16 protein-coding genes are annotated in these 18,299 nt (G+C 68.7%); 12 read left to right on the top strand and 4 right to left on the bottom strand.

Annotated elements, in window-relative coordinates; all coding sequences use genetic code 11:
• The first annotated feature begins 104 nt into the window (after positions 1-104).
• From ACTWOL_RS01145 to ACTWOL_RS01130, 4 genes are all read left to right on the top strand, one after another.
• Complete coding sequence (locus ACTWOL_RS01145; protein WP_474293331.1) at positions 105-2,105, top strand: ATP-binding protein; 2,001 nt, start codon at positions 105-107, stop codon at positions 2,103-2,105.
• Positions 2,106-2,218: 113 nt separating this feature from the next.
• A complete protein-coding gene (locus ACTWOL_RS01140) occupies positions 2,219-3,691 on the top strand; it encodes an MFS transporter (RefSeq protein WP_474293328.1) in 1,473 nt (490 codons plus the stop codon).
• Positions 3,692-3,750: 59 nt separating this feature from the next.
• Positions 3,751-4,191: an SRPBCC family protein gene (locus ACTWOL_RS01135; RefSeq protein WP_474293325.1), complete on the top strand. Its 441-nt coding sequence runs from the start codon at positions 3,751-3,753 to the stop codon at positions 4,189-4,191.
• 34 nt (positions 4,192-4,225) lie between these two features.
• On the top strand, positions 4,226-5,590 hold the full coding sequence (locus ACTWOL_RS01130) for a carotenoid oxygenase family protein (RefSeq protein ID WP_474293324.1): 1,365 nt from the start codon (positions 4,226-4,228) through the stop codon (positions 5,588-5,590).
• Positions 5,591-5,816: 226 nt separating this feature from the next.
• Here ACTWOL_RS01130 and ACTWOL_RS01125 read toward each other — a convergent pair whose 3' ends face one another.
• Positions 5,817-6,917: an alpha/beta hydrolase gene (locus ACTWOL_RS01125; protein ID WP_474293322.1), complete on the bottom strand. Its 1,101-nt coding sequence runs from the start codon at positions 6,915-6,917 to the stop codon at positions 5,817-5,819.
• A 395-nt stretch (positions 6,918-7,312) separates the two neighbouring features.
• On the opposite strand from ACTWOL_RS01125, the gene ACTWOL_RS01120 reads away from it, so the two are divergent.
• Both ACTWOL_RS01120 and ACTWOL_RS01115 read left to right on the top strand, forming a co-directional pair.
• Complete coding sequence (locus ACTWOL_RS01120) at positions 7,313-7,702, top strand: nuclear transport factor 2 family protein (RefSeq protein ID WP_474293320.1); 390 nt, start codon at positions 7,313-7,315, stop codon at positions 7,700-7,702.
• 91 nt (positions 7,703-7,793) lie between these two features.
• Complete coding sequence (locus ACTWOL_RS01115; protein WP_474293317.1) at positions 7,794-8,855, top strand: TAXI family TRAP transporter solute-binding subunit; 1,062 nt, start codon at positions 7,794-7,796, stop codon at positions 8,853-8,855.
• Between the two features lie 29 nt (positions 8,856-8,884).
• Here ACTWOL_RS01115 and ACTWOL_RS01110 read toward each other — a convergent pair whose 3' ends face one another.
• The 3 genes from ACTWOL_RS01110 to ACTWOL_RS01100 form a co-directional block, all read right to left on the bottom strand.
• Positions 8,885-10,288, bottom strand: coding sequence for a HAMP domain-containing sensor histidine kinase (locus ACTWOL_RS01110; RefSeq protein WP_474293314.1), 1,404 nt, complete (start codon positions 10,286-10,288; stop codon positions 8,885-8,887).
• A complete protein-coding gene (locus ACTWOL_RS01105) occupies positions 10,285-10,974 on the bottom strand; it encodes a response regulator transcription factor (protein ID WP_474293312.1) in 690 nt (229 codons plus the stop codon). Before ACTWOL_RS01105 ends, ACTWOL_RS01110 begins: the two co-directional genes overlap by 4 nt.
• Before the next feature lie 143 nt (positions 10,975-11,117).
• Positions 11,118-12,491: an MFS transporter gene (locus tag ACTWOL_RS01100; RefSeq protein ID WP_474293310.1), complete on the bottom strand. Its 1,374-nt coding sequence runs from the start codon at positions 12,489-12,491 to the stop codon at positions 11,118-11,120.
• Positions 12,492-12,957: 466 nt separating this feature from the next.
• Between ACTWOL_RS01100 and ACTWOL_RS01095 the strand changes: the two genes are divergently transcribed.
• The 6 genes from ACTWOL_RS01095 (at position 12,958) to ACTWOL_RS01070 (ending at position 18,231) form a co-directional block, all read left to right on the top strand.
• Positions 12,958-13,647 carry an alpha/beta fold hydrolase gene (locus tag ACTWOL_RS01095; protein WP_474293308.1) on the top strand — a complete coding sequence of 230 codons (690 nt, stop codon included), beginning with the start codon at positions 12,958-12,960 and terminating at the stop codon, positions 13,645-13,647.
• 85 nt (positions 13,648-13,732) lie between these two features.
• Complete coding sequence (locus ACTWOL_RS01090) at positions 13,733-14,152, top strand: hypothetical protein (protein ID WP_474293306.1); 420 nt, start codon at positions 13,733-13,735, stop codon at positions 14,150-14,152.
• Between the two features lie 53 nt (positions 14,153-14,205).
• The gene (locus tag ACTWOL_RS01085; RefSeq protein WP_474293304.1) at positions 14,206-14,667 is read left to right on the top strand and encodes a glycoside hydrolase family 6 protein; all 462 of its coding nucleotides are present in this window, start codon (positions 14,206-14,208) and stop codon (positions 14,665-14,667) included.
• Positions 14,619-15,212 carry a glycoside hydrolase family 6 protein gene (locus ACTWOL_RS01080; RefSeq protein ID WP_474293302.1) on the top strand — a complete coding sequence of 198 codons (594 nt, stop codon included), beginning with the start codon at positions 14,619-14,621 and terminating at the stop codon, positions 15,210-15,212. Before ACTWOL_RS01085 ends, ACTWOL_RS01080 begins: the two co-directional genes overlap by 49 nt.
• 409 nt (positions 15,213-15,621) lie before the next feature.
• The gene (locus ACTWOL_RS01075; protein WP_474293300.1) at positions 15,622-17,205 is read left to right on the top strand and encodes a penicillin-binding transpeptidase domain-containing protein; all 1,584 of its coding nucleotides are present in this window, start codon (positions 15,622-15,624) and stop codon (positions 17,203-17,205) included.
• A gap of 36 nt (positions 17,206-17,241) precedes the next feature.
• Positions 17,242-18,231 (top strand): glycosyltransferase, encoded by a 990-nt coding sequence (locus tag ACTWOL_RS01070; protein WP_474293298.1) that lies wholly within the window; start codon positions 17,242-17,244, stop codon positions 18,229-18,231.
• Positions 18,232-18,299: the final 68 nt, after the last annotated feature.

Genomic DNA, 18,299 nt, shown 5'->3' with positions numbered 1-18,299 from the left:
ACCATTGCCACACGTGTCTCGCGCCGGTGTCTGCCACAGCGAGGCCCGGTGGGAGTCGCCGGGCACAACCGTCCGGTGCTGGAACAAGGGGCAGGGGAGACGCCATGGCGTCTGTAGGGGAGAGACTGAGCAGTGCGAGAGTGCGGGCCTTCATCGGCCGCGACGAGGAGCTCGGGCGCTTCGGGGAGGCGTTGGCCGGTGATCCGCAGGCGCCTTTCGCGTTCTACGTGTTCGGTCCTGGCGGCATAGGGAAGTCGACGCTGCTGCGGTGCCTGGCGGACCAGGCCCGTGCGGCGGGTCGGCTGCTCGTCGAGCTCGACGGCAGGTTCGTCAGCCGGGACCCGGCCGACTTCGAGCACGCGGCCGGTCCGTTCCTGGACGTTCCCGGCACGGTCCTGTTCGTGGACTCGTTCGAGCACTGCCAGTGGCTGGAGAGCTGGCTGTGGCACCACTTCCTGCCCCGCGCCGCGGACGACACCCTGGTCGTCCTGGCCGGCCGGCGGGCGCCGCAGCCGCAGTGGTCCGCCGACCCCGCCTGGTCGGGGCTCCTGCATGTGACCGAACTGGAACCGTTCTCCGACGAACAGGCCAGGAGCCTGCTGGTCGCGGCGCGGATCCGGCCCGAACTACGGGACCGGGTACTCGGCTTCGCCGGAGGCAATCCGCTCGCCCTGTCCCTCGCCGCCGCGGCGGGATCGACGGGCTGCAGTAGGGAGGAGATCTGGGCCCCTTCGGCGGACGTCCTTCGGACCCTGCTCGCGGGGCTGATCGGTGAGGTGCCCACGGCGGCCCACCGCCGCGCCCTCGAGGTGGCGGCACAGGCCCACTCGACGTCCGAGGAACTGCTCACCGCGGTGCTGCCCGATGAGGACACCCATCTGCTCTTCTCCTGGCTGAGGGACCTGCCCTTCATGGAGTCCACGCACCGGGGGCTGCACCCGCACGACGCGGCACGCGAGACACTGGCCGCCGACCTGCGCTGGCGAGCACCCAACGCCTTCGAGACGATGCGCCAGCGCCTGTCGGAGGAGTACCTCCGCCTACTGCGCGAGGCACCCGAGGAGCGGATGTGGACCGTCACCGACGAACTCTTCTATCTGTACCGCGAAGGAAAGACCCTCGCTCGGCTACGCACCTGGTCCCGCGAAGACGAGGTGCACGACCGTCCTCTGCACCCGGACGACATCGATGTCGTGCTGCGCATGGCAGAGGAGACCGAGGGGGCGGCCTCCGCGGAACTGGTCCGCTACTGGGCGCAGCGCCAGCCGCAGGCCTTCAGCGTCTACCGGCTCGTGAGCACGGGCCGGATCGTGGCGTTCACGGCCCGGCTCGCTCTGCAGGCCCCTCCCGACCCCGAGGACCTGGCCACCGATCCCATCGTCGCCGCAGCATGGGAGCACACCAACGCCACCGCGCCGGTGAGCCCCGGCGAACACATCGGCATCAGCCGCTTCTCGGTCTACCCCGGGCGGTACCAGGTCCCTTCCCGGGTCATCGACCTGAGCAGTTCCCGGGCCCATGCGGAGTCGGTCCGTGCCCGTGGCCGGGCCTACGGGTTCGCCGTGTTCCAGGACGCCGAGACCTGGGCCGAGCGCGTCCGGGGCACGCTCACCGACACGGGTGCGCGACCGCGAGTCGGTGAGCATGGCTACGGACTGTTCTGCGTCGACTGGCGACAGGTTCCCTTCGAGTCCTGGCTTCGCCGTTTCCTGTCGGCGAACGACGTGCCTGCCGAGGCCGGGCCGTCGCCCATCTCGCGCACCGCGTTCGACCAGGCGGTGCGTGAAGCGCTGACGCATTGGCGCGATGCCGACGCCTTTGCCGCCTGTGCCCTGATGCGCGCCCGTCTCGCGGCCGACTTCGGTGACCCCGTCGATGAGTTGCGTACCCTGCTGCGCCAGACCGTCGACGCTCTCGCCCAGGACCCGCGCGGGGTGCGGGCCCGCGATGCCCTGAACGCGGGCCACTTCTCAGGTGCGCCCACCCAGGAAGCCGCCGCCCGCCGCCTCGGCCTTCCGTACGGCACCTACCGCCGCCACCTGCGTCAGGGCCTGGACCTGCTGTGCGAGGCCCTGTGGCAGCAGGAGGTGCACGGCCCGCGGTAACACCGCGACGGCGGCTCCGGCCGGTCCGGGTGGACAGGTGCGGACAGGACTGGACAGCCCTCGCCCCCGTGGGGCCTGGATAGTGGACACCGCCCCGCATGAGGCTGTGCGCCATGAACCTCCACCGCACGCGGACGGACATGGCGTCGCCCGCCCCCCGGCCGGGAGTTGTCCTCGCGGCGCTTGCCGCGGCCCAGTTCACCGTCATGCTCGCCACCTCGATAGTGAACGTGGCGCTGCCGCAGATCCGTGCCGGCGTCGGGCTCTCGGACGGCGGAACCACCTGGGTGGTCAACTCCTACGGCCTGGCGTTCGGCGCGCTGCTGCTGACCGGCGGGCGGGCGGCCGACCTGCTCGGTCGCCGCCGGGTGCTGATCGCCGGACTCTCGCTGTTCGCGGTGTCCTCGCTGGCAGCCGGACTGGCCGTCTCCTCGAACGTCCTGATCGCCGCCCGCGCCGCCCAGGGCCTCGGCGCCGCCGCCATAGCCCCGGCCGCGCTCGCCCTGGCGATGGGCCTGTTCCCGTCCGGTCCCGGGCGCGGCAGAGCGCTCGGGGTGTGGGGTGCGGTCTCCGGCGCGGGAGGAGCGGGCGGCGTCCTGCTGGGCGGTGTTCTCACCCAGGCGTGGGGCTGGCCCTGGATCTTCCACTCCGTCGCGATCGGGACGGTGCTGGTCCTCGTGGCCGTGGTGGCTCTCGTGCCACGTGCGAGCGGCCGCGATGCCGGGCGGTTCGACCTGCTGGGCACCGTTACCGTCACCCTCGCTCTGACCTGCCTGGTGTGGGGACTGACCACCGCGCGCGGCACCGGATGGACGGATGCCGGGGTACTCGGCGCCCTCTTGGGAGCCGTCGTACTGCTCGGAGCCTTCGTCGTGATCGAGCGTCGCCGGCCCAACGCGCTGATGCCACCGAGGCTGTTCACCACCGGCCGGGTCGCGGCGGGCAACGTGCTGATGGCGCTGCTGGGTTCCGTGTGGATCGCCCTGTTCTTCTTCCTGCCCCTCTACCAGCAACAAGTCCTCGGAATGGGCCCGTTGGCCACCGGAGTCAGTCAGCTTCCGCTGGCGGCGGCCAATATGCTCGGCGCCTCGGTGGCACCGCGTCTCGCCCGGCGTATCGGCGCCACCGCCACCGTGACCACGGCCCTGTTCACCACCGCCGCCGGCATGCTGTGGTTGTCACGCATCAGCACCGACGGAAGCTTCCTCGGCCACGTCCTCGGCCCGAGCATCCTGATCGGCCTCGGCCTGAGTTCCGCCTTCGTCCAACTCACCGCACTCGCCGTGGACGGCGTCCCGCCGCAGGACGCGGGTCTGGCCGGCGGCCTGGTGAACACCACCCGCCAGGTCGGAGGCGCCATCGGCCTCGCCGCCCTTGCGACCCTGGCCGGTTCCGTCACCACACACGCCGCAGCCCACCAGCCGCACCTGGAAGCGCTCACCGCCGGCTACCGCACCGCCTTCACGGTGTCCGCCGCGGTCATGGGTGCCACCGCGCTCCTCGCGCTCTTCCTCGCCCGCTCCGCCGGCCCGAAAACCACCTCCATCCGCTCCACTGCAGACCTGCAAACGTCCCAAGCCTCCTGATCCGGCTGAACCGAATCAGCCGCACCACCTACAACGCCTTCATGAGAGGGAACACAACAATGGGCACCATCGACGAGACCGCCCCTGTCATCGTCCGCCTGAGCACCGTGATCGACGCCCCGCTCACGACAGTGTGGGACCTGCACACCGACGTCGCGGCCTGGCCCGCCTGGAACACGGACATCGACCGGACCGAGCTCGACGGGCCGCTGGTGCCCGGCAGCTCCTTCAGCTGGCGGACCCATGGCCTTGAGATCACCTCCACCGTGGACGAACTCGTCCCCGGCGAGCGGATCGTGTGGGGTGGCACGGTCGACGGCATCATCGGGATCCACGTTTGGACCTTCGAGCAGAACGGTGACCAAGTCACCGTCAGCACCGAGGAGTCCTGGAGCGGTGCCCCGGTCGACGCCGCGACCGACCAGCTCGGCACGGCCCTCCACGACTCACTGGAGAGCTGGCTCACCCAACTCAAGAACCATGCCGAAAAGGCTGCCTGATCTACCGTCACATCTACCGAAGGAGTTTTCTGTAATGACTGCCGACAAGCCGTACCTGACCGGTCACTACACCCCTGTCGCGGATGAGATCACGGCAACCGAGCTCACGGTGGAGGGCACGCTGCCTCCGGAGCTGACCGGTCGACTGCTTCGCAATGGCCACAATCCGAAGCCTGGTGTCACTCCGACGCACTGGTTCAAGGGCAGTGGGATGGTGCACGGGATCCGGCTGCGTGAGGGGCGGGCGGAGTGGTACCGCAACCGCTGGGTGCACACCCCGGCACTCGAGGGTGCCCCGTACATGACCGAGAGGGGTCCGGACCTGACGGCCAGCGTCGCCGGCACCCACATCATCGAGCACGCGGGGCGTCTGCTGGCTCTGTGTGAGGCGAATCTTCCCTTCGAGCTCACTCCTGAGCTGGAGACGGTCGGCGCGTACGACTTCGGCGGCAAGATGCGCAACGCGATGACCGCGCATCCCAAGGAGGACCCGGTGACGGGGGAGCTGCACTTCTTCAGCTCCTCGCCGTTCCCGCCGTTCCTGACGTACTACGTCGCCGATGCCAAGGGCGAGATCGTCCACAGTGCCGAGGTCCCGGACGCGTCCGCTTCCCTCAAGCACGACTTCGCTCTCACCCGCCGCCACGTGGTCTTCATCGAGGGCAATGTCACGTTCGACCCGACCGAGCACTCCGGCATCCCCTACGGCTGGAGCGATGAACAGCCCGCCCGTATCGGTGTCATGCCGCGAGGGGAGGACGGTGCGGGCCAGGTCCGCTGGTTCTCCATCGAGCCGGGCAACATGCTGCACGTGTCCAACGCCTACGAGGACGGCCAGGGCCGCATCGTCCTGGAAGGCCCCACCGTGGACCGTGAAGGCTTCCGCCTCTCGTGGAACTGGTGGGTCGGCGCCCCCGGGCGCGGTACCGAGCCCAACACCCGCTCCTACACCCGCCGCTGGGTCATCGACATGGCTGCCGGCTGCGTGGACGAGCAGATCATCGATGATCTCGCGGTGGAGTTCCCGACGCTCAACGAGGACTATCTGGGTGCCGAGAACCGCTACCAGTACGCCATCTCCTTCCCCGACGAGAAGGGTTTCGGCGGTTACGGTGTCGTCAAGTACGACCGCACCACCGGCGCCCGGCGTATCCATCAGGTCGGTGACGCCCGTCTGCCCAGCGAGGCGGTGTTCGTCCCGGCGGACGGGGCCACCAGCGAGGACGACGGCTACCTCCTGACCGTCGTCTCCGACCTCAAGCAGGACGCTTCACGGCTGCTGGTCCTGGACGCCTCTGGCCTGAACCAGGTCGCCACCGTCCACCTGCCCCGACGGGTGACCGCCGGCGTCCACGGCTCGTGGATCCCCGACACCCCCCAGGACGGCATGGCGGCCTGATCGGTCCGCGATTCCCCAACGGAAACGGTCGAACGGCCCTGGAGCCGCTCGCACACGTCCACCGCAGCCGGCCCGCGAGATCCTCGCGGGCCGGCACTGCTTCGCAACACCCCGGACAACAACCCGAGGGCCGTCGTGCGTGTCGGCGGTATTGCTGTAACGGTCTACAAGCCGGCTCTTCTTCCCCCGGTGGTCAACGAGCCGGTGAACCTATCCGGTCACAGGACTAGAAACTCTTCGCTTCCGTATCGATGCCCTGGAACTTCTTGGCGCCAGTCAGAACCGGAAGGGCAGACTGGTCGTTCTTCAGCGTGTAGGCGTAGAACGCGCGCAGATAGGTGACCGCAAGGCCCTGTTGCTGCTTCGCGCTCGGCCGGCCGGCCGTGTTCGGGCATGTGGTGTCGTCACCGTCTGCCGGTCCCGGCCCAACGGTCCACTCGGTGTTGTAGTAGTTGTGGTTCCCCTTCACCACGCGCAGCCGAAAGCCCTTTGTCCCCGAGTGTTTGCGGGCGTCCTCGAAGTACTTCTCGCCACCCAGCTTCCAGCATCCGGCGGAGATCACCGCGAGGGGTGTCTTCGTCACCAGCGTGTCGTAGAAGCCACTCGGTCCGGGTGACGCGAGTGAGAGCACGCCGCGGATCCGTACGCCGGCCGGCAGCTCCTTTCGGTTGGCATCGGCAGCCTGGTACATGACGCCTTCCCCGCCCACGGAATGGCCCATCGTTCCGACGCGACTCAGATCGAGACGGTTCTTCAGGTCGACGGTCGTCGGTCGACCGGTCCGCGCGTCGGTGAAGTGACCGGCGAGCGGTCCGCCACCGGTCGTGGTGAACTGCTTCAGCAGCTCCAGGTGCCGGTTGACCAGGCGGGCGCGCTGCGGGGCAACGCCCATGTAATGGTTGATGCCGTTCGCGCTTGGCGACACCACCACGAAGCCGTCCCGGGCCAGCGCGTTGGCGAGGTAGTCGTAGCCCCGGTTGCTGGGGTAGGGGGCGACGCCGCCCGGGCACGGCCAGCTCTCCCAGTCCTTTTCGTCGGCGGAGTGGCAGGAGAGTTGCTGACCGTGCAGCAGCACGATCACGGGCAGCTTGCGGTTGATCGTGCGCGGGTAGTGGATCACAGCCCGGATCTCGGCCGAGCCCTCCCACTCCGGCGCGTCGGTGAATGCGGTGTCACCCAGGTTGTACTCGACGACGCCGATCGTGTCGGCGGCCTCGGCCTGTCCGGCAGGGCTGACCGTCATCAGGGCGACAGCAGCGGCGAGCGCGAGCCCGGCGGCGCCGAGTCGGGAACGTATGCGAGGGAAAACAGGGAAACTCTTCGTCACGCGAGTCATGGTGGGGAACGCTAGAGAACAAATATGTGGATCGTGTCAGAAAAATGTCCAACCACTCCGCTGGTCCGGCCGTCGGAGGCCACACAGCGCGCTGAAGCCCCTGGTGGATGGACCTAAGAGCAACCGGCTGAGCCGGGAGAAGGGCGACCAACCCTCCCTTGGGCCCGTGACGGTCCTCAGCGCCAGATGAAGGCAAATCCAACCCACTTGACGAGCTGTCGTCCGGCGCATGCGGGAGCGAACCGGTCGCGTGTTGTGCTGTTCCTTCGCCGCGTTCGCCACTGCGGGGTAGTGAGAGCACCAGGCTGACAGCGTGTGCTGCCGTGGCTGACCACATACGCTCGATGTGAAATCACCACAGCCGTCGAGACGAGGGACCCGTGTCCATGAACAGTGCCGAACCCGCCATCGCCGAACGCTTCCTCGCCGCATTCAAGGCCCGGGACTGGGACATGCTCCGCGGTGTTCTGGCCGACGACATCACCTGGACCATGCCCGGGAACGGCACCATCTCGGGCACCCTCCACGGTGCGGACGCGGTCGTGCACCGAGCCCGGCACATCGCGGGCCAGGGACTGAACACCGAGTTGCTGCACGTGCTCGTCGGCGCACACGGCGCCGCCCTCTCACTTCGCAACACGGCGACCGCCCCCGACGGACGCAAGCTCGACGAACACCTCGCCACCGTGCTGACCACGCGTCACGGTCGGATCACCGCCATCGACAGCTACCTGTCGGACGTCGACGGCATGAGCGCCTTCTTCGCTGCGCCCTGAGTACGCCTGCGACGCTCAGCCCCCGCGGCTGATGGCGGGCGGCCGCTCAGGACCGCGGGGGTGCTCGGAAGCGAGTCGTTACACTACGGCTGTGACCAGCGCAGATGTGCCCGCTTGGGGAAGCTGCGAGGCGGGCGGGAAGCAGCCTCGCTCTTCCGGCGCGCGGGCACTGGCCGCCCGGGCCGGGCAGGAGCCGTTCCGTCTGTGCCGCCGGGACGTGCTGGCGTGGGGGCTTGGCGGGGCCGCGGCCGCTCTGGCCGGATGCTCCGAGGATCCCGGGCCCGTGCGGCGGCTGCGGTTGGCGACCGGGCCGCAGGGCGGGCCGTACCGCGCCTTCGGCAAGGCGCTGTCCGAGGCCGCCACGGGGAGCGGCCGCGGGCTGGACGTCGTCGCCGTGGGCACGTCGGCGAGTGTGGACAATCTGTCCCGGCTCGGGGACGGGTCGGTGGAGCTGGCGTTGTCGATGGCCGATGTGGCCGAGGACGCAGCACACGGACGGGGAGAGTTCTCCCGCCCGGTTGCCGTGACGGCACTCGCCCGGGTCTATGTGAACTACACGCATCTGGTGGTTCCGGCGCACGGTCCGGTGCGGTCGCTCGCCGGGCTCGCCGGGCGGAGGGTGGCCGCAGGTGGGGCCGGGTCTGGGGTGCAGGTGCTGGCGGGGCGGCTGCTGCGGGCGGCTGGGCTGACGGGCGGGAAGTCGGTGCGCGAGCTCCGGCTCGACCTCACCGAGTCGGTTCAGGCCCTGCGCGCCGGCACGATCGACGCGCTCCTGTGGTCGGGAGGTGTGCCGACGCCTGCACTGTCGGAGCTCGCGCGGAGTATGCCGTTGCGGCTTCTGCCGCTGGACGGCCTGGTGGCCGCGCTGCGTGAGCAGTACGGCTCCGTGTACACGGCGGTCACACTGCCTGCCGGGGTGTACGGGCTGCGGGAGCCGGTGGGTTCCATCGGTGTCGGCAACTATCTGACGGCACGGCCGGATGTGCCGCAGGACGTGGTGCGTGACCTGCTGCAGGTGGTGTTCGACCGGTGGCGCACCGTATTGCGGGGGGTGACGGCGGGAGCGCGGCTGGAGCCCCGGTTCGCGATCTTCACGCAGGGCGTGCCGCTTCATCCGGGCGCGGTCGCGTACTACCGGTCCGTGTACGGCTGAGGGGGAGGAGCGCTGCCCGTCGGCAGCGGCTACGCGGGCGTCTGCGCGGCGGGCAGACGCAGTTCCACGGTCAGTCCGTGCGGTGCGTTGAGGCCGACGGTGAGCCGGCCTCCGCTGAGGCGTGCGATCTCGTCGGCGATGGCCAGTCCCAGTCCGCTGCCGGGAATGTTCTGGTGCTCGGTGCCGCGGACGAAACGCCGCAGCAGGGTGGGCAACTGGTCCTCGGGTGGGCCGGGGCCGTTGTCGGCGACCCGCACGATCACACTTTCGCCGTCACCGTATGCATGGATCACGATGCGGCCGCCGGACGGCACGAATTTGGCGGCGTTGTCGAGCAGGGCGTCCAGGATCCGGCCCGCGGCGTCGGGCAGTGCGCCGGCGTGCAGGTGGTCGACGACGTCGCCTTCCAGGTCCAGGCCCTTGGTACGCAGCACCGGCTCCCAGGCGGCCATCCGTTCACGTACCACCACCGAGACGTCCTGGTGGGTCAGGGGAGGGGCGGCCCGCTCCACCCGGGCCAGTGTGAGCAGACCGTCGAGGAGGTCTCCCAGGCGTTCGGCTTCGTCAAGGGCGCGGGAGTGCTCGGCCCGGCCGGGCCCCGGGTGGAGGTGGGGTTCGATGTTCTCCAGCTGGAGCACCAGGGTGGCCAGCGGGTTGCGCAGTTGGTGGGAGGCGTCGGCGACGAAGGCCCGCTGGCGGTCGAGGGAGTCGGTGACCGCTTCGGCCATGTGGTTGAAGTGCTGTCTGAGGCGACGTAGTTCCGGCGGTCCGGTCTCCGCGCCGGCTCGCGCTTTCAGATGTCCTGCGGCCAGTGATTCCACGGCCTGGTCCAGGTCGCGTACGGGGCGCATCAGCCAGCGGGTGACCCCGGCGGCGACGAGGGCGGCCGTGGTGAATGCGGTGAAGGCGCCGGCGCTGATGAGCGTCCAGCGGACCGTGATGTCCTGCCGCGCGGCGGTGGTGGGGACCGTGAGCAGGACCGCCCCGCTGACTCGCTCGTCCCGTCCTACCGGTTCGGCCAGCACGACGAGGGGCGGTCCCCACGGCCGGATCGTCGGCAGCGTCGCGGTGGGCCGGCCGGTCAGGGCCTGGCCTGCGGCTTCCGCCTCGAGGGAAGCGGCCTTCCCGATGGAAGCCGCCACCGGCTTTGCGCCCGTCCCGGCGTGCGCGACGGTGTGCCCCCTCGTGTCCACGATCAGCACCTGAGCACCGTAGAGGGCTGCGTAACGGCTGATCTCGGCGGACAGCTCCCGCCGGTCGGCAGCGCTGCGGGCCCGGTCGGCCAGGTCGGCGAAGCGGCTCGCGTCGGAGCGCCGCTGCAGCAGCAGATGCTCGGTCCGGCCCCTGGCGTATGCCTCGGCCAGAGGAACGGACAGCAGGAGTACCGCCGCTGCCATGAGGACCATCAGGACGGCGAGTAGTCGTCGCCTCACTGCGAGCCGTCCAGGCTCGCGGTGCCGAGCTGGTAGCCGAATCCGCGAACGGTGCGGATCAGCTGGGGCCTCCCCGTCTTGGCCCTGATGCCCGCCACATGCACGTCCAGGGAGCGGGAAGCGGCCAGCAGCACGTCCCCCCAGAGGCGATCGAGGATCACCTCGCGGGAGTGCACCTCGCCGGGCCGTGCGGCCAGGTGGGCCAGCACGTCGAACTCCCGGCGGGTGAGCCGTACCTCGGCTCCCGCCACGGTGACGGTGCGGCTGACCGTGTCGATGTCGACGTCACCGGTGTGCACCCGCCCAGCGGTGGACGGGTGCACACCGGACACGGGGGCGGTGCGGCGGCGTACGGCGTCGATGCGGGCCATCAGCTCGCTCATCCGGAACGGCTTGACCACGTAGTCGTCGGCACCGGCCCGCAGGCCCTGGACGATGCTGCGCTCCTCGCAGCGGGCGGTGACCACGATGAGGGGAGCGGAGCAGATGGTCCGCATCCGGCGCAGGAGCTCGATCCCGTCGAGATCCGGCAGGCCCAGGTCGAGCAGGACGAACTGGGCCTGCCGTGCGTGCTGCAGGGCGTCGAGGGCGCGGCTGACCCGGCGGACGGTGTGTCCCCGCTGGGCGAGGGCGGTGCCCAGGGCGTGGGCCATACGGTCGTCGTCCTCGACCAGAAGCGCATGCATGCCGGCCTCCCCCTCTCTTCTGCCATCCGGGGCGGTGCCTTCTGCATACCCCGCGCCACCCGTGTACGGAAGGGGGAAAATACCTGTCTGTGACGCATACGGCTGCACCGCCCCCCGTCACCCCCCTGGGGGGCTGATGCCGCTCAGCGCACCGCCGCGGGTGCCGCGGTGTCCGCCGCCTCCCCGGTCCGGTCCATCTCGGCCTTGCTGAGGGCTGCATTGCGGGTGTCCGGCATGAGAATGTAGGTGACCAGGGAGATCAGGGCGCAGCCGGACACGTACCAGAAGAACATCGTCTCGTGGCCGCCGTCCTTGAACCACAGGGCCACATACTCCGCGGTGCCGCCGAAGAGCGCATTGGCGATCGCGTACGGCAGCGCCACGCCCAGGGCGCGGACCCGGGTGGGGAACAGCTCCGCCTTCACCGCCGCGTTGATCGATGTGTACCCGGTGACGATCACCAGCGCGATCAGCGACAGCCCGAGAGCCGGCCAGAACGACGACGCCGACCGCAGCGCGGTCATCAGGGGATAGGTGCCCACGGTGCAGCCGACCGCGAACGTGATCAGCAGTGGACGGCGGCCGATCCGGTCCGACAGCGCCCCCGCGAAGGGCTGCAGCACGGCGAAGACGGTCAGAGAGGTGAAGCTGACCAGGGTCGCCGTGGTCTTCTCCATGCCGGCACTGCCGATCAGGTACTTGGTCAGGTAGGTGGTGTAGGTGTAATAGGCGACCGTGCCGCCCAGCGTGAGCGCCATGACCAGCCCGGCCTGACGGCGGTGCTGCCACAGCACCTTCAGCGTTCCGCGGCCCTGGTCGTCCTGGCCGCTGCCGGAGGATTCCTCGGTGAACGCCTCGGTCTCCTGGAGACGACGCCGCAGCCAGAACACCACCACCGCGAACAAGGCCCCCAGCACGAACGGGACCCGCCAGCCCCAGCTCTCCAGCTGGGCGGTGGTCAGGGTGTGCTGCAGCGTGATGAGAGCGCCCAGACCCAGCAGCTGGCCACACGTCATCGACACGTACTGCATCGACGACCCGAGGCCCCGCCGACCGGGGGCCGAGGCCTCGGTCAGATACGTGGCGCTCGCCGCGTACTCACCGCCGATACTCATCCCCTGCAGCAGCCGCGCCACCACCAGCACCAGCGCGCCGGCATAGCCTGCCTGGCCGTAGGTCGGGGCCACGGCGATCAGCAGGGCAGCCAACGACATCATCGCGACGGTCAGCGTGAGGGCGCTCTTGCGTCCGTGCCGGTCCGCGGCACGTCCGAGGATCCAGCCGCCGACCGGACGCATCAGGAATCCGACGGCGAAGATCCCGGCGGTGTTCATCAGCTGCGTCGTCGGATTGCTGCCGGGGAAGAACGAGTCGGCGAAATAGATCGAGAAGGTGGCGTAGACGAACCAGTCGTACCACTCGACGAGGTTGCCGAGCGACCCGCCGACCAGAGCCAGGCGGCGCTTCGCGCGCTCGTCGCCCGGTGGCGTCTGCGACAGGACAGCTGACGATGGCATAACGGCTCCCTTGGACAAGTCCCTGGTAGGAGAGGCAGTGACGTGGCCTTGAGGATCGGAAGGACCACCCCGCCCAGGCAAGACCGGGCCGCCAGATCTAACGTGCCGCTAAGAAACGAGGGCACGAAGGGTGCGTCTTCGTGTTGACGGCCCGTCCGGCCGGGCCGTCACACGACGCGACGCGTATCGGGCGTGTGTCGTTCCCGGAACGATCAACGGCGCCGGGCCGGACCCTCTGCTGAACGGCCTGCCTGCCGCGGTCACGCCCTGTGTGTCCCGCAGCCACGTCCCGAAGCCCGCGAGGGCCGACCGCGCAGCCGCTGACGGCACGGATCACGGGAGATGTTCACGGTGTTGCCGTGATCCGCCGGGGTGTCTCCGTTGGCCAGTCTTGGTTTCCGGAAAGTCCGCACCGGCCGGCCTGGGTGGTCGGCCGGGCCGCGACGAGTTCAGGGATTGGATGAGCGTGACGGATATTGTGCTGGTTCACGGGCTGTGGGCGGACGGTTCGAGCTGGAGCGAGGTGATCCCCCGGCTCCAGTCCTCCGGGCACCGGGTGCACGCGGTGCAGCTGCCGTTGACGTCGGTGCAGGATGACGTCACCCTGGTCCGCCAGCTGGTGCACCGGCTGCCCGGGCAGGTGGTGCTGGCCGGGTGGTCCTACGGCGGTGCGGTCATCACCAACGCGGCCGAGGACGCGCCGAACGTCTCCGCTCTGGTCTATGTGGCCGCGTTCGCCCCGGACAAGGGCGAGAGCGGCAACGACATCCTCACCCGCTACCCGTCCGCGGTCGGCGAGGCGCTGCGCCAGGACGGACAGGGCCGGCTCTGGGTCGATCCCGACCAGTACGGTGCCGTGTTCGCCGCGGATCTGCATCCCTCCCGCGCGGCGGTGCTGGGCAGTGTGCAGAAGCCGGCTGCGCCGGAATGCTTCGAGGCGCGCTCGGGCGAGCCGGCCTGGGCCACCATCCCGTCCTGGTACGTGGTGGCCGAGGACGACCGGGCCCTACTGCCCGAGGCCCAGCGGTGGATGGCCGAGCGTATCGGCGCCATCACCACCTCGGTGCACGCGAGCCACGCGGTGCTGCTCTCCCAGGCGGAGCGGGTTGCCGAGGTGATTGTTTCCGCTGCCGGGTCCGGCTCAGGTCCGAAGTAACCGATATGTCCGCCGCAATGCTGCAGGCGTATATGGCTGCGCGGACAGACGCGAAAGGCCATAGGTGCAGGCGGACAAGCGTGACATGCCCGGAACGCGAAGGGGTGCCACCGGCACCGCGCATGAGAAGGCGCTTCTGCTGCGGTTTGCTCTGACCCTGGACGGATCGGTATCCGGAGCGATGGCCTTGGGGAGTCTGCTGTGGGCGCGGACCCTGGACGGGATGCTGGGGTTGCCGGCCTGGCTGCACTGGGCGCAGGGCGGCTTCCTCGCAGCCTATTCGGCCGCCTTGTGGTACGCGGCGACCCGGCAGAAGGTTGCCGAGCGGTTCGTGCTCACCGCCGTGGCCGTGAGCAGCGTCCGGGCCGTGGGATGCCTGGCGCTGCTGTTGGCGGGATCCGTCCCGCTGACCTATCTCGGGGCCTTGTACACCTGCGCCTTCGGTTTCGCGGTCTCTGTCTTCGGCATCCTGCAGATCGTCGGCTTGAACAGGACCGCCGGCTGATGGCGCCGGATGTGTGGTCTGGCCACTATGCACCATGCACCAAGGGGGAGTGGATGTACGGCAGTTTCGCCGGGCGGGTCCGCTGGGGGGCGGCCGTCGTGGGAGTCGCGCTGCTGCTGTCGGGGTGTTCGTCCTCCGACGATGGTGGGGACGACCGGCCGCCGGTTGCCCAGCAGCCCAAGGGCACGGACCCGTTCTGGGTCAATCCCGACGGCAAGGCGGCGCGGCAGGTCGCCGCGTACCGCGAAGGCGGCGACCAGAAGAAGGCCGCGCTGATCCAGAAGATCGCCGGGCAGCCGGTGGGCGAGTGGATCGGCCCCGACAAGCCCGAGGCGGAGGCCAAGGGGCTTACGGAAGCGGCGCAGAAGGCCGACCGTGACGCCCTGCTGGTGCTCTACAACATCCCGCACCGCGACTGCGGCCAGTACTCCAAGGGCGGCGCCGCCGACGGGAACGCCTACCGCACATGGGTCGACAAGGTCGCCAAGGCATCGGCGACCGGCGCGCCACGGTGATCCTGGAACCCGACGCACTGCTGCACCTCGTGGACGGCTGCACCCCGGACCAGTACCACGAAGAGCGCTACGACCTGCTGAAGGGCGCCATCGCCCGCCTCAAGAAGCAACCCGCCACCCAGGTGTACCTCGACGCGGGCAACGCCGGCTGGTCACACCCGGACTCCCTGTTCGAACCACTCCAGTGGGCAGGCATCGCCCAAGCCGACGGCTTCGCCGTCAACGTCTCCAACTTCCAGACCACCGCGGCCAGCAAGGACTTCGGCAGGAAACTCTCCGCGAAAGTCGGAAACAAACCCTTCGTCATCGACACCAGCCGCAACGGCAACGGCCCCTACACCCAAGGCGACCCCAAAGAAAACTGGTGCAACCCCCCAGGCCGCGCACTCGGCGAACCACCCACCACCAAAACCGGCGACCCCCTCGTCACCGCCTACCTCTGGATCAAACCGCCGGGAGAATCAGACGGCGACTGCAAAGGCGGACCCAAAGCCGGAGACTGGCACCCACGCTACGCCCTCGAACTGGCCCGCAACACCAAGTAGTTGGCGTGGACGCGGTACGACCTGGAGAAAGGGAATCGGTCCCGCTCTTGAGTCATCTCCCGTATAGGTACTCCTATACGGGAGATGACGTTGTAGCCGTGACTCATTTGTCAGCCGTCCTTCGGCGCCATGCACGTTGACGAATGATGGACGAGGAAATCGGTGGGGATTCACGGGGTTTCCGTGATCCGTTCTTCCGTTGCGGGCCGCAGACTTGGTGATTGAACTGGACGGTTGTCAGTGCCGGCGGGCCATGCCATGCCGTGCCGTTTTCCAAGGCCGGACCGTGTGGCTGAGGTGATTCGTTCGGTTGTTCAGGCCCACACGTTGAGGAGTATCCCGGATGAGTCGTGTTTCCGTCATAGGCCCGCCGACTCGACGGCGTGCTCGGCGAGGTGTTCACGGGGGTGTGAAGGTCGCTGTCGTTGGTGGCGTTTTCGCCGTAGTCGTCGCGGGTGTGGGGTACGGCGCGTACAGCGTGCTGGGTGTTGGTGGTGCGGATGATGTTGGGTCTGGGGTGCCGAGTGCGGAGGAGGTTCGTGCGACTGCGGATGGCTTTCTGGCGGCGTGGGCGGGGGGTCGGTCTTCGGTGGCGGCGCGGCTGACGAACAATGCGGCGGACGCGGAGCCTGTCATTGCGGCGTTTCGTACGCGTGCGCATGTGTCGGGTGTGAAGGTGACGCAGGGGCGGACGGTTGGTGTGAGGGTGCCGTTCACGGTCAGTGGGGTGGTGTCGTATGAGGGGCTGCGTAAGTCGTGGACGTATCGCTCTGAGCTGACGGTGGTGCGGGGGAAGACGACGGGTCGGCCGCTTGTGGACTGGAAGCGGTCGGTGATTCATCCGCAGCTCGGTAAGAGTGGTCAGCTGAGGACGGGGCCTGCCGTGACGGCGTCGATCAAGGCGGTCGACCGCAACGGGCGTGAGCTGACGAGGGAGGAGTTTCCGTCGTTGGGGCCGGTTCTTGATGAGCTGCGTCAGAGATACGGGGGGAAGACCGGCGCCAAACCGGGGGTCGAGCTGGTGGCGAGTTCAGGGGGTGGGACGCCCGACAAGACGCTCGTGACTGTTTCCGAGGGTGAGTTGACTGAGCTGAAGACCACGCTGGATGCGCGTGTTCAGGCTGCTGCCGAGGCGGCGGTGAAGCGTTACAGCGAGGCGTCGGTCGTGGCGATCAAGCCGAGTACGGGTGAGATTCGTGCGGTCGCGAACAACCGTAAGGATGGTTTCAATGCGGCGTTGCTCGGTAAGCAGGCGCCGGGTTCGACGATGAAGATCGTGACGGCGGCGTTGTTGCTGGACAAGGGATTGGTGGCCGCCGATCGCGGGGCGGAGTGTCCCAAGGAAGCGGTCTATATGGGCCGGACTTTCCGTAATCAGGACGGCTTTGAGATTCCTGATGGCACGTTTACGCAGAGTTTCGCGAGGTCGTGCAACACCGCGTTCGTGAAGAAGATCGACGAGGTGGGTGATGACGCGGCACTGGCGAGGTTCGCGCGTGACACGTTCGGTATCGGTCTGAACTGGCGGGCGGGTGTGGCGACTGCCGATGGGAGTGTGCCGGCGGCGAGCGGCAGTGACGCGGCGGCTCAGTACATCGGTCAGGGCACGGTCCAGATGAACGCGCTCAACATTGCTTCGGTCGCGGCGACTGCGAAGAGCGGCAGCTTCAAACAGCCGGTGATCGTGCCGCGTGGGTTGGATGACCGTGATCTGGCTACCGCGACGGGGCGGTTGTCGGATCGTGTGGGGGGCCAGTTGCGGGACTTGATGCGGGTCACTGCGACGTCGGGCACGGGTGCTGCGGCGATGGCCGGTGTCGGTGGGGACAAGGGGGCGAAGACCGGGACCGCGGAAGTGGACGGGCAGCAGACTCCCAACAGCTGGTTCGCGGCTTTCGCCGACGATCTCGCGGCAGGTGCGGTGGTCCAGTCCGGCGGACACGGCGCGGACACCGCCGGGCCGGTGGTGGCAGCAGTCCTCAAAGCCCGCTGAGACAGAATGGTGCCGGATATGATATTTCCCGGAGCGATGGCTACGACCTTCGCGGTGTCGGATACGCCGGCCGAATCGACGGCGGCGGCGAAGGGCGCGCGCGACGAGGCCGTAGGCATACCGAAGACATTGCACTTCGTATGGATCGGCAATCCCCCCTCGGCGCACGCTGTCCAGAACCTCCTGACCTGGGCAAGGGTCGCCCAGGATGCTGGATGGCGAATGAAGGTGTGGACAGATTCGGACACCCCGTGGCCTATGAGCCGGGGATCCTTCCTTGCCCAGATGGGCGTGGAGTTCGCCGACATTCGGCAGACAATCGATCCCCGCGTCCAAGCGGTCTGGGACGGAACCCGGGAGCAGTCACGCAAGTTCAACGCGGCCTCCGATATCGCCCGGTATTCGATCCTCCTGCGAGAAGGCGGCGTCTACCTCGACGTGGACCTGGGCGGCGGAGACGTCGCCCTGCCGGCTCAGGCGCCCTCGATGTCCGTCCACGATCTGCCGGTCCCCGGACCACTGCTGCGTGATCGCGCGATGGTGTCGAAGAAACTCGTCGCGGGAGGGATCGACCCGCTCCGTTGTTCTTCCGGACAGGCGATGGCGTTGGCGCTGGACGTCTGTGCGCGTCAAGGCGACTTCGGCAACCAGTTGCTCATCGCCCCGCCCGGAAATCATGTCCTCGATCTGGCGATCCGGCAGATCAGCACGAAAGCCGGGGATCGCGAGCTGTCGGCGCTGTTGCGTGACGTCTCGGAATTCACCGGTCCTGCCCGGTTGTTCAGATCCATGTGGCAGTACCTCGATGACAGAGGCGAGCGGGTCAACCGTCCCCAGGACGTCTTGGGGCGCGTCAACGACGCCCTTCGGACCTCATGGTGGAACAGCGTGGAGTGGATCACCGACGAGAGCGACACGCAGGCCTATGATCGCGTCGCCACCGCCAAGTCTGCGCAGAAAGCCACTGCCACACGCGGCGCGTCCACACGCGGTACCACCACGCGACGCCAGACACTCTGCGTTTGAAAGCAGCCGCAGCCGCAGCCGCAGCCGTCGGCCTCGGCAAAGGCCCGCCCCGAGAAGGATCCTTTGCC

Source organism: Micromonospora sp. IBHARD003 (genome assembly GCF_056106285.1).
This window is presented reverse-complemented; position numbering and strand designations above follow the sequence as displayed.